General features: G+C 47.0%; 15 protein-coding genes. 4 read left to right on the forward strand and 11 right to left on the reverse strand.

Going from position 1 to position 15,411, the window contains the following annotated elements:
* The 4 genes from F6X55_RS00105 (at position 1) to F6X55_RS00120 (ending at position 1,892) form a co-directional block, all read left to right on the forward strand.
* Complete coding sequence (locus F6X55_RS00105) at positions 1-378, forward strand: type II toxin-antitoxin system RelE/ParE family toxin (RefSeq protein ID WP_153461429.1); 378 nt, start codon at positions 1-3, stop codon at positions 376-378.
* A 305-nt stretch (positions 379-683) separates the two neighbouring features.
* Positions 684-980 carry a helix-turn-helix domain-containing protein gene (locus tag F6X55_RS00110; protein ID WP_153461431.1) on the forward strand — a complete coding sequence of 99 codons (297 nt, stop codon included), beginning with the start codon at positions 684-686 and terminating at the stop codon, positions 978-980.
* Between the two features lie 173 nt (positions 981-1,153).
* Positions 1,154-1,276, forward strand: coding sequence for a restriction endonuclease (locus F6X55_RS20375; RefSeq protein ID WP_419866444.1), 123 nt, complete (start codon positions 1,154-1,156; stop codon positions 1,274-1,276).
* A 256-nt stretch (positions 1,277-1,532) separates the two neighbouring features.
* A complete protein-coding gene (locus F6X55_RS00120) occupies positions 1,533-1,892 on the forward strand; it encodes a Lin0512 family protein (protein ID WP_026568878.1) in 360 nt (119 codons plus the stop codon).
* 524 nt (positions 1,893-2,416) lie between these two features.
* On the opposite strand, the gene F6X55_RS00125 is transcribed toward F6X55_RS00120, so the two are convergent.
* The 11 genes from F6X55_RS00125 to F6X55_RS00175 form a co-directional block, all read right to left on the reverse strand.
* A complete protein-coding gene (locus tag F6X55_RS00125) occupies positions 2,417-3,016 on the reverse strand; it encodes a kinase (RefSeq protein WP_153461433.1) in 600 nt (199 codons plus the stop codon).
* A gap of 166 nt (positions 3,017-3,182) precedes the next feature.
* Positions 3,183-4,139 (reverse strand): mannose-6-phosphate isomerase, class I, encoded by a 957-nt coding sequence (manA, locus tag F6X55_RS00130; RefSeq protein ID WP_153461435.1) that lies wholly within the window; start codon positions 4,137-4,139, stop codon positions 3,183-3,185.
* A gap of 36 nt (positions 4,140-4,175) precedes the next feature.
* Entirely contained in the window at positions 4,176-5,087 is a 912-nt protein-coding gene (locus tag F6X55_RS00135) for an ROK family protein (RefSeq protein WP_153461437.1), read from the reverse strand.
* Between the two features lie 22 nt (positions 5,088-5,109).
* Positions 5,110-6,318 (reverse strand): ROK family transcriptional regulator, encoded by a 1,209-nt coding sequence (locus F6X55_RS00140; RefSeq protein WP_153461439.1) that lies wholly within the window; start codon positions 6,316-6,318, stop codon positions 5,110-5,112.
* 462 nt (positions 6,319-6,780) lie between these two features.
* A complete protein-coding gene (locus tag F6X55_RS00145) occupies positions 6,781-8,004 on the reverse strand; it encodes a S1C family serine protease (protein WP_026568883.1) in 1,224 nt (407 codons plus the stop codon).
* Positions 8,005-8,074: 70 nt separating this feature from the next.
* Positions 8,075-8,872: an MBL fold metallo-hydrolase gene (locus F6X55_RS00150; protein WP_026568884.1), complete on the reverse strand. Its 798-nt coding sequence runs from the start codon at positions 8,870-8,872 to the stop codon at positions 8,075-8,077.
* Positions 8,869-9,795 (reverse strand): two-component system regulatory protein YycI, encoded by a 927-nt coding sequence (locus tag F6X55_RS00155; protein ID WP_026568885.1) that lies wholly within the window; start codon positions 9,793-9,795, stop codon positions 8,869-8,871. Before F6X55_RS00155 ends, F6X55_RS00150 begins: the two co-directional genes overlap by 4 nt.
* A 3-nt stretch (positions 9,796-9,798) precedes the next feature.
* Entirely contained in the window at positions 9,799-11,121 is a 1,323-nt protein-coding gene (locus F6X55_RS00160; RefSeq protein ID WP_026772069.1) for a YycH family regulatory protein, read from the reverse strand.
* Positions 11,118-12,947: a cell wall metabolism sensor histidine kinase WalK gene (gene walK, locus F6X55_RS00165; RefSeq protein ID WP_026772070.1), complete on the reverse strand. Its 1,830-nt coding sequence runs from the start codon at positions 12,945-12,947 to the stop codon at positions 11,118-11,120. The genes F6X55_RS00160 and walK overlap by 4 nt, the downstream gene beginning before the upstream one ends.
* Positions 12,948-12,953: 6 nt before the next feature.
* Positions 12,954-13,658 (reverse strand): response regulator YycF, encoded by a 705-nt coding sequence (gene yycF / locus F6X55_RS00170; protein WP_026568888.1) that lies wholly within the window; start codon positions 13,656-13,658, stop codon positions 12,954-12,956.
* Positions 13,659-13,839: 181 nt separating this feature from the next.
* Positions 13,840-15,270 (reverse strand): M23 family metallopeptidase, encoded by a 1,431-nt coding sequence (locus tag F6X55_RS00175; protein WP_153461441.1) that lies wholly within the window; start codon positions 15,268-15,270, stop codon positions 13,840-13,842.
* Positions 15,271-15,411 lie beyond the last annotated feature (141 nt).

Genomic DNA, 15,411 nt, shown 5'->3' on the forward strand with positions numbered 1-15,411 from the left:
ATGAACTACGAAGTAATCTTCTATGAAGATGATCGTGGTCGTGCTCCCGTAAAAGATTTTCTCGATGAATTACAACTAAAAGCCACAAACAACAAGAAAGACAAGCAATTACTGCGAAAGATTACTCTTTACATTGAGATCTTGGAAAAATTGGGAACGAGAGCAGGTTTACCTTATACAAAGAATATTGGAAACGGCATCTGGGAGTTACGCCCCAAAGACCACCGAGTTCTTTTCTTTGGTTGGAAAGGTAATCAAATTGTTTTGTTACATGCATTTAGGAAAGAAACAAAGAAAACTCCTATACGAGAAATTGAACAAGCAGAAAAGGAAATGAAGGATTGGCTATCCTACGGAGAAAATCGCATTACGGGTTAGTACCATGTATCATCAGGGAGGGATACCCCTCCCTGGCCAAATGGCTAGAAGATTGCTTACAGTAATATTTTTATTTAAGATCAGTTAAATAATTTTAGTAAGGAGGGAAATTGTGAAAAGGAGGCAAATTGCAAAAAACGTCCTCGTGCTCGACAAAAGGGAATTAGAACAAATTCATTTGTCGTATTAGTAATTCGTCTTAAGCATCTAAATGAAAATCTAATAATAAGAATTTAGTAATAAAAAAATTTAGTGATGATGAGAAGATTAAAACTGTTAAATGAATTTAGTAAGGAGGGAAAATAATGAAATGGGCGGATTATAAAAAAAACATCCATGCGCTCGACAGTGTGGAATTAGAACAAATACAACTAATCGCCCAATTAGTAGCTCGTCGTAAGCAACTAGGTATCACCCAAAAAGATTTAGCGAGAATGACCGGATTAAAACAGTCTGCTATTGCCAGAATAGAAAAAGAAGGATCTGTGCCGAGATTGGATACAATTGAAAAAATCAGTAATGCGTTGGGACTAAAGTTAACCTTAATGGAACAAGATGAAAATGCCGCCACCCTTGACAGATCTTTAACCAGTGTAAATTAGAATAGATAAAAAGATAGTGTAAGGTTAACGAGAAAGTGCTGGTGGAGTTAAATATCTCCATCCAGCACTTTTTTTTACTGATTTAATAATTAGTTATCAATTGTCTATTAAGAGTTATTAATATATAAAATTATAGCCTAAATTACAGCAAAAAAGCGTTCAAGATCGTAGAAATTAAGGCTGTGCGGGAAATACTGGGGGCCACAAAGTACTATTCTGCGGTTGCAGCATGGGTAGTATCAATACACAAGTTCACAGAACAGGCGAAAGAGTTGGCTTATAACTCCAATGTGTAACTGGTATATGAAAGGTCTAAAATCTTTGCTTTTAAAGATGAAGCCTAATGCTAAACAATACACCTAATAAATATTTAAGAGGATTCCGATTGTTGTGTATATTTATGTAATCCGCTGTATCTCCTCAGTATGTCTGACCAGACTAATCATATTCGCAAGTTTGTCCCCGTTCTTTAACGGGAAATGTTCACTGTAAGCTATTTGTACCTCTCGACTTTGGCAAGATCTCTATTCACTTGGAAGGAGAGATTTTCCCATGGATAAAATTCTTTTCGTACAGACCGGAACAGGTATCGACGTGCATGGCCAGAACATCACCAAGGCAGCCGTCCGGGCAGTGGAAGATGCGATACTTTCCAATTCGATGCCCGGTATTGAACAGAGCCTGCCGGAGCAATCGTTGGAAAACATGAAAGTCAATGTGCGTCTCGCTGTACCGTTGGACAGGCAACAGCTCGACAAGGAAGAAGTGAAAAAGGTGATCCCGTTTGGTTCCGCGAAGGTCGAATTGACAGATGGCGGAATGGCAACCTCCAGCGGCATTATCCTTGAAGAAGAGAACGATGAGAACGATTTGATGTATATCGTCAATGCCGCTGTCGAAGTCGGTTATTGATACTAGAAGCTCCCATCTATTTGGGAGCTTTTTTCTGAGTAATAAAGGATTTTTCTTAGGAACAGCAAATCGGTTTAGAAAAGGAGAATCTCTATATGGGATAATCCCTGTGTGACAGGGGTCAGTCCCTTGTCCTGATGGCTCTTGTTTGGATGCTGTGGGAGAAGGGAGGCGTTTAAACCATAAACGTGCAGGGGCGTGCGAGGGAAAGTAAGATAAGAAGAATCAATAAAGATAAATACATGTTGGAATATGGAGTAAGTGATGAAAAAAGTTCCTGTTACTAAATCAAAGATTCCTTCTTGGTTTTTTATAGTTCTCTCTTTCTTATTTCTTGAAAAACTTACAAGTCCAATCACTATGAAAATAATCCGGCACTTAAAAGAAATATTCCTTTTGTATCTTCATTTCCAGATAAAACATAGCAAAAACTAAGGTTACTGCAATTATTATCTTTATTTGTCCACATATCCGGCCACCTTTTTAATCGTTTCGAACGAACTGGCGGATGCCAAGTATTTATTTCAATTCCGAACAACGATATCTGCTTGCTCGAGTGGCGAAACGGTTTCCAAATAATAGTCTTCCGCTTTCCAATACCGCTTTTCAAACTTTTCTCTGTCACTTCTTGCTGAATTGCTTTCACGATGGAATCTCTTTTCTCTGGGGCTATCCAGATAAATCATAAAATCGTAATGATGTCTCCACTCTTTTCTTTGTAAAAATACCCCTTCGATGATAATCAGGCAGGTATCAGGAATGATGACTGTCTGTAATGATTGCGTATCGGAACAATCATCATATGTCCGTAACGGTAGTTCAGTTGTGTCTTTAAGTCTTTCGAATAGATACTTTTCAAGGTACTTTATGTCCCATTGCAAATAATAATACTCATACCACGCCTCATATCCAGTATGATAACGACTTTTTCGCTCGACAATGTAATCGTCTATGTGGAAAACACAAACCGGAATTTTTTTCTCTTGCATGTGCCGTTCAATGGATTGCACAAAGGTGGTTTTCCCGGCACGGCTTAATCCATCTATTCCGATGACAACTTTTTGATTTCGTTCCACTTCCGGAATCATTTTTACTACATTTGATATGTTCTCTTCCAAGCCCATCCCGCCCTAATGCTTATTGACGATCCTTCAGGTTTGTTTCCGGACCATCCTTCCTTCATTTTACCATGAAATTTCCCCATCCTTATCAGATATCAAAAGGATACATAAAAGTAAAAACAGGCCAAATCATTGCGATTTAGCCTGTTTTTCTCCTGGTGCCTGTTCCTTATGGATGGGAAACGATAAATGAAGCTTTCCCCGATAAATGATAGTGCTCGACAGTGGATGGCACGATAAAGTGGTCGCCTTTTTTCAAGGTGAAAGTGGTTCCTTCCACGGTTATTTCTCCTTCACCGTCCAGTACGCTCACCTGCAGGAAGTCCTCTTCTACAGCTTGGTCGACTTCTCCGTCCAGCTCCCAATGGTACACGGTGAAATACTCCTGCTGGACGAGACGGTTGGAGGTCAGACCGTCTTTGTTTGTTTGTTTTTGCTCGATCTCGACTGTTTCATGTGGAACGGTCGAAACGGCGATCGCTGAATCCAGGTGCAGCTCCCTTGTGTTGCCTTGATCGTCGGTCCGGTCGTAATCATATACCCGGTAGGTGATATCGGAGCTTTGCTGGGTTTCCAAAATCACGATGCCTTTTCCGATGGCATGGATGGTTCCGCTCGGTACATAGATGAAATCTCCGGCCTTCACTTTCACCTTGCGCAGCAAGTCATCCCACTGGCCGCTGTCGACCATTTGCTTGAATTCTTCGCGGCTGCCGGCATGGTGGCCGAAAATGATTTCCGCGTTTTCTTCTGCATCGATGACATACCAGCATTCCGTTTTGCCGTATGGTTCTCCTTCGACTTGTCTTGCATACGTGTCATCTGGGTGCACTTGGACGGATAAATCGTTGGCCGCGTCGAGGATCTTCACCAGCAAGGGGTAGTCTTCCCCGCCTTTGGCTGCTTCGCCGAACAATTCGCCGTGCTGTTCCCAGGCATCCTTCAATGTGCCGCCTTGCAAAGGGCCGTTGACGATCCGGCTCGGTCCGTTCGGATGGGCGGAAATCACCCAGGCCTCTCCGGTATGGTCATAGGGAATATCGTAGCCAAATTCCGTTTTCAATTTTTGGCCGCCCCAAATCCGCTCCTGAAAAACGGGCTCTAAAAAAATCGGTTCCTTGTACATGCTTTTCCTCCTTATGTATGTTTGTTTCCATGGTGTTCATGAAGCTAAAATCAGCCCTGCTGCTCCGACGACACCGGCATTTTGGTCCAATTGAGCCGGTACTACTTCTGTTTCCCGGCCGGCAGGGTTCAATGCATATTGGCTGACATAATCCCGCACTTTCGCAAACAATGGTTCCCCAACCTTGGAGACTCCGCCGCCGATCACGATTTTTTCCGGATCGAAGGTGTTGATCAATGTCACACAGGCGACACCGATCAAACGGAATACGTCTTCAATGTAAGGAACGATGTTGGCATCGCCTTGGTCGTATCGTTGGAACACTTCCTCGGTCGTGAGTGTTTCTCCCGCCAGCTCCGAACCGCGATTGGCGATGGCGGTTCCAGAGACGATGTACTCCAGACAGCCTTTCTGGCCGCACGGGCATTGGCCGTAAGACGGATCGACGACGGTGTGCCCGATATCGCCGGCATTGCCACGGGCTCCGCCCAATAACTTGCCGTCTGCAAACAACCCGGCTCCGACTCCGGTGCTGATGGTCATGTAAGCAAAATCCTGATTTTCCTGTGCGGCGCCTAACCATTTTTCTGCCATGGCCGCCGCGTTAGCATCGTTTTCCAGCACGACAGGAACCGGAAAATGTCCGCGAACCTGTTCCACTATCGGAACGTCCTTCCAGTTTTGCAAATTCGGTGGACAGGAGATGACCCCTGCCTTGCTGTTCAACGGACCCGGAGAGCCGATACCGATACCGGAAATCTGGTCGGATGCCAGTCCTTCCTCCTTCAACAGCTGTTCAATTGCTTCGATGATTCGCTGTATCATCACGCCAGGCTCAACGGATTTATCTGTTTTCAGTTTGCTCTGCCTGCTGATTTCGCCTTGTTCATTCACCAGTGCCAGGGCCACTTTTGTTCCCCCGATATCTACTCCTACTGCAACTCCCATATTATCACCTTTTCCCTGTTTGTCATTTCATTAACAGCTGCGGGTTGGAAAACAAATGATCCAGAATCACCGCCGCAGCTCCGACAAGCTGTGCCTCTTCCTTGAATTGCGACCGTTTGATAATCATCGAATTGTTTCCGTTGTACAAAATCCGGTCGTTGACGAGATACGAAATGGTTTCCATTGCAGCCGGATAACCGTGGACAATCGCTCCGCCGATGATGATTTCCTCTGGATTGAGGATATTTGCTGCGTTGGCGATACCTACGCCCAAGTAGTTCGCCGATTCTTCCAACAGCTGCATGGCAAGCGGCACCTCAGCCATCGCGGCTTGAAAAATTTTTTCAAGCGTGATCTGCTGCTTTTCTGAAGAAGGCGCTTCCCTCTGATTTTGCATCGTTTCCGCCTTTTTCGTCATTGCGATTCCGGAAGCCAGTGCCTCCAGACAGCCATAACTGCCGCAGCTGCACTTGGGTCCGTCCATATCGATGGTATGATGGCCGAGTTCTCCCGCTCCGTTTAAAAAACCGCGATACATTTTCCCCTGAAAAATAATGCCGCCGCCAATTCCCTGGTCGGCCAGTACGTAGAGCATGCTGCTTTTATTCTCGGAGGAACCGAACCAGTATTCCGCCAGGGCTGCTGCATTCGCATCCCGTTCCAGTACCACCGGCAGCCTATAGCGTTCCCGTAACAATGCGGCGACTTCCCACTGTTCGATTGCTTTGATGTTGGGAGGATGTAACATCGTTCCGCTATCCACATCGACAGGACCGGGAGCGGAAACACCGATTCCCAACGGCCTTGCTTGGTCTTCCGTGTTTTCCAGTAACTGATCGATCAGGTCGCACACCAATGCAGCCCACTCGTTTTGCCGGAGTTGTCCACATATGGATTTCTTTTCGACTTGTACGATATTCCCTTGGGGATTGATTTTGGCTGTTTGGATGTTATCCACATGGATGGCGACACTTATCACCCAGTTTTGCTCGTGCAGCTGATAGAGCGTCGGTTTCCTTCCGCCCTGTGACTCTCCGCTGCCTGTGGTTTCCACTAAATCGCATGCTTGCAATTCTTTGACGATGTTCGAAACCGACATTACCGATAGTCCGGTATGACGGGCCATCTCCGCATTGGATACAGGGCTTTCTTTCCGCAATACATGCAGAACCGACGACCTGTTCTGCCGTTTCATCACCTCGGCCCCGCCTGCGGTGGATATGGAATCCATATTCCTCCTCCCTTCCTGTTCAGTTATTAAAATGGTTTTAATAAGTATAGGTTATAATAAATTTTCGTAAAAATCAATTTAATTTTCAAAAGCATGGTACACGGTTATTCACCGTAACATCAAGTTATGCACAAGGTTGTCCACAATTATCACTGTCCCTTTTTATACACATGTTTTCCTAGCGTATAAACAGGTTATCCACGATAGTTGTCCACAAGTTTTTCAACCGTTCACTTTATTTGGTGCTAGAATGAATGTTCGCCACCAGATATGGAGAGTTATCCTCAATTCCATCCACAGCCTGTGCATAACTGTGGGAGTAACTGCAATTCCGTTGTCCTCATCCCCTAGAGTGAGTTTTAGTACAAAAAAAAAAAAACGAACGAACTCGAATGCTTTGCATTCGAATATCGCTCGGTTTTTGCTTTGGTTCCATGGTTTTGTCTCCACCTGTTGCCTTTATCAGTACTCCTGGGAGGCGAGGGTCACTGTCGTTTCTTGCTGTTCTCCGTCACGGTAGTAAGTCACCGTCATTTCCTCGCCGACCTGTTTTTCCTGATAGAGGTGCTTGCGCAATCCAATCACATCCTGGATCGGCTCGCCATCCAGCTTGGTGATGACATCAAGTTCTTTCAAGCCAGCTTGGTCTGCAGGAGACATCGGTTCGATGCTGCGCAAGTAGATGCCGCCTTCGACTTCTTCAGGCAGGTTCAGTCTCCGCTCCCACTCCACCTGGGCTACTTCCTCAAGGGAATATGCTTCAACACCTAAGTATGGTCTTGTGACCGTTCCTTCTGTCTCCAGCTGTTCGATGATCGGAGTCGCACTGTCGATCGGGATTGCGAAGCCGATTCCTTCTACCGAAGACTGGGCGATTTTCATCGAGTTGATTCCGATCAATTGCCCGCTCATATTGATCAACGCACCGCCGCTGTTCCCCGGATTGATGGCGGCATCCGTCTGGATGACTTCTGCCTGCCAGTCAGCCCGTCCGTCACCGTCAAAGTCCTGCGGAATGGCACGCTGCTTGCCGCTGATGATTCCCTGGGTCACCGATCCGGAGAACATCAACCCGAGCGGATTCCCGATGGCGATTGCCGGTTCGCCTACTTTGACACTATCCGAGCTGCCGATTTCGATCGTTTTGTCGACTTGATCGGCACTCATTTTCAAAACGGCCAAATCGGTGAACACATCGCTGCCGAGCAGCTCCGCGGATACGTGCGTTTCATCCGAAAGCACCACTTCGACTTCGTCGGCGCCCTCTATGACGTGATGATTGGTCACCACATAGGCGCTTCCGTCTTCCGTTTTATAAATGACGCCGGAACCGGTGCCGGCTTGTCCTGATTCCTCCTGCTGCCAGAAGTTCGTAGAGGATTGAATGTTGACCACACCGACTACAGCGGGGGTCACCTCGCCGACGATTTCGGTTATTTGCGTCGATACGTCGACATTGACATTGGAAGTAGGACCGGCTTGTGAGTTGTCGCCATTTCCCTGGGTAATTTCATTGGAACCTTGTTCAGCTGATTGGAATGGCAGCAAATCTGCTTCCTGCAAGGCTGGAAGTGCCACAATCACAATCAGCGCTCCGATGATTGCTCCGATAAGGGAAGGCAGAAACCAGTTCCTTTTTTTCTTAGTCGTCCTGTTTGTTTGATAATGATCATCATAATAGCCCATCGCACCCATCCTTTCTGACCTGGAAAAACATACATCTTGCCGTTTATAGTGTTTCCTTTCGCCAGTCCGGTTAAACTACTTCATAGAGGGGGGTCGGCGTCTTCGGGTCTGTATCATGCAGGTGCAGTTTGTCGCCGATGGTGAAACCATGGTCGTTCAAATAGTTTTGCACGGACATTCTGGCCAATTCTTTCATGTTGTTATCTTTGCTTAAATGGGCCAAATAAATACGCTTTGTTTGGTCTCCGATGATATCGCTCAATGCCAGGGCGCAATCGTCATTGGAAACGTGGCCGCTATCGCCGAGAATGCGTCGTTTGACATTCCACGGGTATCTGCCCATCTGCAGCATGGATACATCATGGTTGGCTTCGAAAATATAGGCATCGGCATTTTCTACGGTTTTTTTTATGCGTTCGGATACATAACCGAGATCGGTAACGAGAGCCACTTTTTTTCCTTCATGATGGAAGGTGAAAAACATCGGCTCCGCCGCATCGTGCGAGACGCCGAACGATTCCACGTCCAGGTCGCCGAAAGCCTTTGTTTCCTCCATATTGAACACAAATTTTTGGTCCAAATCGATTTTGCCGATTGATCCTTCCATCGCTTTCCATGTTTTTTCGTTGGCATAAATCGGCAGTCGATAACGTCGGGCCATGATGCCCAACCCTTTGATATGGTCACTGTGTTCATGGGTGACAAGCAGCTTGGTAAGACTGTGGGGATCGATATCCACTTCGCTCATCAGCCGTTCCATTTCCTTTCCGCTCAATCCCGCATCGACTAAGATTTTCTCTTTTTCTGTCGCTATATAAAAAGCATTTCCTGTACTTCCTGATGCAAGCACACTAAAGCTTAACGTCATTCCTCATCACTCACCCTTGTTGATTCCAATAACCTTTGGTACACATTTCGCAATTCTTCTGTTTTCTCGTCGGATAGCTTTGCGTCCCTCATACCATCCTGCGCTTTCCGGATCGTATTCCGGACAAACGTCGGATTGTCATGCTGGGAAAATTGTCCTTCATAACCCATTACCACATAATGCAGACTCTCATTGATGGCAAAGTGCCAGGAAGGTGCAAAAACCTGCTGCCCTTCATCGAGATCGACGAACGAATAATAACCTATTGTCGGAGTTTCCGCTATTTCTGGATCCATTGGCAACACACTTGCCTTGAATAGGCTATTCACCGCAGTTTTCGCTGTAATAATGCTTTTTGGCTCCGATCTTTCCACTTCATCAAGCGCGGACTGGAGGTAACTGGTAATTTCATTGTCCTCGTTGGTAAAGGCTACGATAAAGCTGCTCTGACTGTAATAAATCGGCTTGCTGTTGTTTGTCTGGAAAAAAATCAAGGCGCCGGAAACTTCATCCTGACCCCAATAGACGTATTCTCCTCCAGAAAGTACATGCTCGGATAGTGCCAATTCTTTGTCGGCGTTCGAGCTATCCGGGTCTATCGGCACCGGATCCTTGAATTCTGAATACAACAGGTTGCCGCCGCTGAGCCGGAAGACTTCCTGTTCGCTCATCGACTTGAGGGTTTCCACGTCTTCAGCGGTGAAGTTACGCGCTTTTACCGTTATATACGAATCCTTCACCTGCTCCTCTGGCAGCTTATCAAGTCCTTCCACGTTCCCCTCAAGTAGTTCATCTTCTTTCACTTCCGTTATATCGCCGGACGGCGATCTGGAATCCATTGTCTTCAAAAACTGCTGGAGCAGGAAAATGTCCAAAATAAGGAAGCATATGATGAATAGTGTTTTGATTTGTCCCCATTGCATGGCTTATCCCTCCCCCAAACCGGACATTTCGCTTAAATCCAGCTCGCTCCAGCCGGTACTGTCCTGCTTGAACCAGGCCGGCATCAGCCGGACCGATATGCCTTCATCGATCAATTTGTAACCGAGGGCGATATCCTTAATACTGCTGCTGCCTTTGGTATCTTCCAGATAATCCGCGATTTCCATACCGCTCGGTAAATCAGGCGGCTCTCCGTAATCAAACGCCTCGCCCAATTTGAACAACGGACGGTCATACTTGTAAGGCTGGTTGCGCCAGGTTATCTGTATGGTCGCCTGCTTATCGTTCTGACCGAAGACGGGATACTCGTTATAGACAAGCCGGTACGTCACTTCATTCCGCTGCACGTTCATATTGTAAAGCTGATATTCATCGTTGGCAGAGTTGGTCCAGCCTCTATGGGCATTGAGAAAATTGATTGTTTGGTTGACCAGTTCCGTGCCCTCGATCGTACGGTTTTCCGGCAGAGGATTGATATACTCCATATATTTCTCGTTTTCATAGGCCCGGAGCTCCCGGATGCCGTCCGAGTATGACTTACCGCCGCCCTCCATCGGGTTCGATGTCAACACTTCCCGGTCTGTAAACAAGTTGTTGAGCAGCGGATCCAGATCGGCGAAGGTCGTAAACGTATCGACCGAAAAAGTCAGATCGTTTATTTCCGGTTCCTCTTGCGGGATGTAAATCGGTGCCCCGGCATTTTCTGCATACTCGATATAAGTAATTTTATCGTCCATATCGACATATTGGGCCAGAACATCGGCCGCACCGGCACTCTGTACCTCTGCCTCCATGCTCATCTTTGCTTCCGTGTTGTAAAATACCAATTCGACGGTACCACGGTTGTTTTCCTTCAGAAAGATCCGGTCGAACGAACCCCGTTGTACTTGATTGACGGAGTTCTCTTCCAGTGAAAACAAATCCCTTATCGATCCAGCCGGCACTTCTAAAGGAAATATTAGCTGGGCGGTATACTCATCACTGTCAGGCAATTCCTGGTCGGTTTGGATGCCTTGATCAAAGCCGGCAAGCGACCATTCTTGCATCTCTTGATAAAAAGCTTCCTGGTCGTCCCGGTTTTCAAAGGAAGAGAACGTGCCATTCGTCTGGAAAATGACTTTCGACGGTTCTATGACACTCTTTTTGGCTTCCTCCTGGCCGGCTTCCAGTGGTTCATCGGTATAATTGCTTTCCACGTTTTCCGTCTCATCGTAATTCGGCTTGTAATTCCAAATCCCCAGGGTCAGCAGCAAGCTGGCCACAATCAATGCCGACAAGCCCAATGTCTTGATCATTTCGAGCCTCATCGTTTGTCACCTCCGCTTCTTTTGATAAGCGGCAATGTGAAATGGACGGTCGTCCCCTTGCCTTCCTTGCTTTCCGCCCATATGTGACCATGGTGGGCTTCGATGATTTCTTTGGCAATCGCCAGGCCGAGCCCTGTCCCGCCAAGGTTCCGGGAACGGGCCTTGTCAGCCCGGTAGAACCGGTCGAAGATTTTGTCCACCTTTTCCTGGGCGATTCCCATGCCCTGATCGGCGATCGACACTGTCAGTCTGTTGCGGTTGTTGTCCACCCGGAAGGTGATCCGGCCGCCGTCCGGTGAGTACTTAATCGCATTGGAAATGATGTTGTCGACCACCTGGGTCAATTTGTCTTTATCCATCCACACAAAAAATTCCTTATTCGGCAATCTGCGATCGAGAATGATTTCTTCGGCCTTGTTCATCTCGAACCGGTCGATGATATGATGGAAAAATGTAATGAAGTCAACCCGCTCCATGTAAAGATCGGTTGCCTTGTTATCCATTTTGGAAAGCTGCAGCAAGTCGTTGACCAGCCGGATCATCCGGTCTGTTTCGTTTTGCGTGACATCCAAAAACTTCGGAGCGATTTCTTTGTCCTCCCAGGCACCGTCCGTCAATGCTTCCAGGTAACTCCGCATCGTCGTCAACGGCGTCCGTAACTCGTGCGAAACGTTGGAAACGAACTCTCTTCTTTCCTGCTCGACTTTTTCCTGTTCCGTTACATCGCTGATGACGGTAATAAAGCCGCCGAAGTTCCCATCTTCATCTTGGATCACCGAGAAATTCGCTTTAATCAAGAAAAATTCCTCGTCATCGCTGAAATCGATGGTGACCGATCCAGTATCCGCCTGCATATCATCGTCGATTTCGTCTTCTAAGTGCAGCACCTCGATCAACGGCTGGCCTTTCACCTCTTCGAACTCTTTGCGAATCAGCTGGAGGGCCGGTTCGTTCATCAAGGAAACCTTTCCTTCTTTGTCTGTCGCGATGACTCCGTCCGACATGTTGGACAAGACGGAACTCAATTTGCGGCGTTCTCCCTCGGTCGTGTTATGGGCCTGCTTCAATTTGTCATTCATATCATTGAAGGTCATTGCCAGCTGACCGATTTCATCGGTGCCATATACGTTGACCGTTTGGGAAAAGTCTCCGGTGGACATGATTTTTGCCTGTTTACGCATTTCGGTGATCGGTTTGGTGATCGTACGCGCGACCAAGATTCCCAAGACGATGGAAATGGCGATGGCGATCACGGTCCCTTTGGCAAAAATATCGTTGATGTTTCCCATTTGGTCGTAAACGTCTTCCATCGACGCTTCCAAATAAAGAATCCCGTCCGGATCCTCTTCGCCTCCTATCGGTAAAACCCGCACCTTCATCCGCTTATTGGTCTCCGGGTCACGCATCGTGCTGTTTTCTTCCACACCGAAAATCAATGCCCGGGTGATTCGCGGATCTCCGGTCTTCCGGCTGCCGACAATATTGCTGGATATTTCATTTTTGGCGCCGAGCACCCGATACTGCCTGTCCAATACCTGTAGGGTGGAAAAAACACTGCTGTCGACCCGGTTGAGAATGTTTTGGACGTCCTCCTGCAAGGTCGGACCTTCTTCATCGTCGCTTCGTTCCTTCTGAAAAGCCTGTTCCAAATAATAACTTAACCCTTCGATCCGTTCTTCGATCGTATCGTTGAGATTCTTTTTTAAATTTTCTTCCAGCCGGATGGCAAAATAGGATCCAATCACTTGAATTGCCAATAACAACAGCAAAATATAGATAAGGACAATTTTAAATCGGATCGACTGGAAAAAACCGACCTTCTTCATATAGCATTACTCCTGTTCAGGGTTGCGCAGGTAATAGCCGACACCTCTTCTGGTCACGATCCAAACCGGCGTGCTCGGATTGTCTTCGATTTTTTCCCGCAGACGGCGCACTGTAACATCGACTGTGCGGACATCTCCGTAATAATCATAGCCCCATACCGTTTCCAACAGATGTTCACGGGTCATGACCTGGCCGATATGTCTTGCCAAGTAGTGAAGCAGTTCAAATTCACGGTGGGTCAATTCCACCTGGTCGCCGTCCCGCGTCACTGTATAAGCGTCCGGATGGATCACCAGGCTGCCAATCGCGATATCTTTATTGGCCCGGCTGTTGTCCTCCGGAACCACTTGCTGCCTGCGCAAATTCGCTTTGACTCTGGCAATTACTTCCCGGTTGCTGAAAGGCTTGGTCACATAATCGTCCGCACCCAGCTCGAGGCCGAGCACTTTGTCGATTTCGGCATCCTTGGCAGTAATCATGATAATCGGCATCGTATGGTTTTTGCGGACTTCCCGGCAGACTTCATTGCCATCCTTGTTCGGAAGCATGATATCGAGCAACAATAAATCCGGGTTTTCTTTGTTGGTCAGTTCGATGGCTTCGTCCCCATCATAGGCACATACGACCTGATAACCTTCTTTTTCCAGGTTGAACTTCAAAATATCTGCAATCGGTTTTTCGTCGTCTACCACTAGAATCTTTTGACTCATGACGCCACATCCTTTTCTCGTTTCTTTGTTAGGTTTATTTTAACGTACTTTGCATTGTCTGTCCTTTTTCCCGATGAAAGCGGGGAGTGCCCGGCCTGCCACATTCTATCCTGTACAAAAGCCCTTGTCATCATTTTGACAAGGGCCGCATTGTTTTGGTAAGTGGAAAATTTGTATTCTATTAAAAAAGATTGGCCGGGTTCTGCAATGCCCCGTTCTTATATACTTCAAAATGTAGATGGACTCCGGTGGAATCACCAGTCGAACCCATTACTCCTATTTTACTACCTTTCGCTACCGTTTGTCCAGTTTTCACGCTGACAGAAGCCAGGTGCGCATATACCGTCCGGTAGCCGTTACGATGGTCGATGACGACTTTGTTTCCATAGCCGCCATTGGTAAAGCCTGCCGAAACGACCATCCCGTTGTCAGCCGCCAGAATGGAACGATTGCTGACACCGGCGATGTCGATTCCTTTATGCTGCTTTCCCCAGCGCTGCCCCATTTGACTGGTGATCGCGCCGCCGACCGCCGGCCATTGCAAAGACCCGCTTCCACGGGAAGTTTCGACCTTGGTACCTTTCACGACGATTTCGTCCGTCGGTTCCTCTGTCGTAGTTTCTTCCAGGATTTTCTCCTCGGAAACTTGTCCGTTCACTTTCTTCACTGCATAACGGACTTGTTTGCTGCCTTCTTCGCCTTCTTGTTCGACTTCTGTTTCACCTTTGTAAAGCGAATCGGATTCTTTCACTTCTTTTTCATAAGGAATCGCTTCTTCTTTCTCTGTTTCCTCTGAAACAATTACCTGCAAATAAGGCTCGCGCTTGGCAACACGGATTTCCTGATCGATTTGCAGCAGCGATTCTTCTGTTAAATCCGGATTCAAATCGAGCAGTTCATCGGTGTCCATATCGTATTTTCCGGCGATTTCCCCGAGTACTTCCCCTTCTTTTACAGAATGGACAGAATCCTTGAGCGTCCCTTTTTCCAACTGTTCCAATCCTTGTTTCTGAGACAGCATGTCATCGGGTTCCGCTTTTGCTTCCGATACCTTTACATCTTTGGACAGTTCTACTCCTGTCACGGTCGTTTTGCCATCATCAACGGAAACACCGGATTCGCCTTTTTCCAGCTTTTCCAGCACTTCTGCATCGATAAACTTCTCTTTATAAGAGGAAAGGACCTGCTTTGCTTCTTGTTCGCTTTTGAAAAATCCAAGCTTTTCATCGCCGATCACCAATTGATAGGCATCGATATTGATGGTGATTTCGTCTTCCAAGGTTTTGGCGACCTGCTTTTCTTCCGTCACAGGCTCAAACACCTTCTCTGGAACGAAGGAAATATCTTCGCCGGGGGTCAACGAATAACCCTTGTAACCATCCTCATGCTCCGCCAGCACCTTGTCGACGGTTTCATCAACCGTTTGCTTATCCGCTACCGTTCCTACACTTTCCCCGTCCAGATAAACGTGATAAACGGTCTCTAATTCGTCATCCGCTGCCTGAACCACTTGAAAAGACAGGGCAAAACCTGCCAGAGCGGCAGCCGCTGTGGTGAACCATTTGTTCCGGCGTCGTTCCGTTTCTTTCTGAAAAGCTAGTATCTTCCTCATTTGCAGGGTCCTCCTAAATGTGTTTCCTGTACCGAATCTATTTTTCACTCTCTTAATCTACCATAGGAGTACGGGGGATGATACCGTTTCACCGGGATGTAAAGAAACTGTATAAAAGCTGGTAATTTCCGCCTATAACAG

The sequence above is a fragment of the Sediminibacillus terrae genome (assembly GCF_009602435.1).
Lineage (GTDB): Bacteria > Bacillota > Bacilli > Bacillales > Amphibacillaceae > Sediminibacillus > Sediminibacillus terrae.

Coding starts and splice junctions, on each gene's coding strand:
- F6X55_RS00105 (WP_153461429.1), top strand. CDS start 1: ATGAACTACGAAGTAATCTTCTATGAAGATGATCGTGGTCGTGCTCCC.
- F6X55_RS00110 (WP_153461431.1), top strand. CDS start 684: ATGAAATGGGCGGATTATAAAAAAAACATCCATGCGCTCGACAGTGTG.
- F6X55_RS00120 (WP_026568878.1), top strand. CDS start 1,533: ATGGATAAAATTCTTTTCGTACAGACCGGAACAGGTATCGACGTGCAT.
- F6X55_RS00125 (WP_153461433.1), bottom strand. CDS start 3,016: ATGGGCTTGGAAGAGAACATATCAAATGTAGTAAAAATGATTCCGGAA.
- manA (WP_153461435.1), bottom strand. CDS start 4,139: ATGTACAAGGAACCGATTTTTTTAGAGCCCGTTTTTCAGGAGCGGATT.
- F6X55_RS00135 (WP_153461437.1), bottom strand. CDS start 5,087: ATGGGAGTTGCAGTAGGAGTAGATATCGGGGGAACAAAAGTGGCCCTG.
- F6X55_RS00140 (WP_153461439.1), bottom strand. CDS start 6,318: ATGGATTCCATATCCACCGCAGGCGGGGCCGAGGTGATGAAACGGCAG.
- F6X55_RS00145 (WP_026568883.1), bottom strand. CDS start 8,004: ATGGGCTATTATGATGATCATTATCAAACAAACAGGACGACTAAGAAA.
- F6X55_RS00150 (WP_026568884.1), bottom strand. CDS start 8,872: ATGACGTTAAGCTTTAGTGTGCTTGCATCAGGAAGTACAGGAAATGCT.
- F6X55_RS00155 (WP_026568885.1), bottom strand. CDS start 9,795: ATGCAATGGGGACAAATCAAAACACTATTCATCATATGCTTCCTTATT.
- F6X55_RS00160 (WP_026772069.1), bottom strand. CDS start 11,121: ATGAGGCTCGAAATGATCAAGACATTGGGCTTGTCGGCATTGATTGTG.
- walK (WP_026772070.1), bottom strand. CDS start 12,947: ATGAAGAAGGTCGGTTTTTTCCAGTCGATCCGATTTAAAATTGTCCTT.
- yycF (WP_026568888.1), bottom strand. CDS start 13,658: ATGAGTCAAAAGATTCTAGTGGTAGACGACGAAAAACCGATTGCAGAT.
- F6X55_RS00175 (WP_153461441.1), bottom strand. CDS start 15,270: ATGAGGAAGATACTAGCTTTTCAGAAAGAAACGGAACGACGCCGGAAC.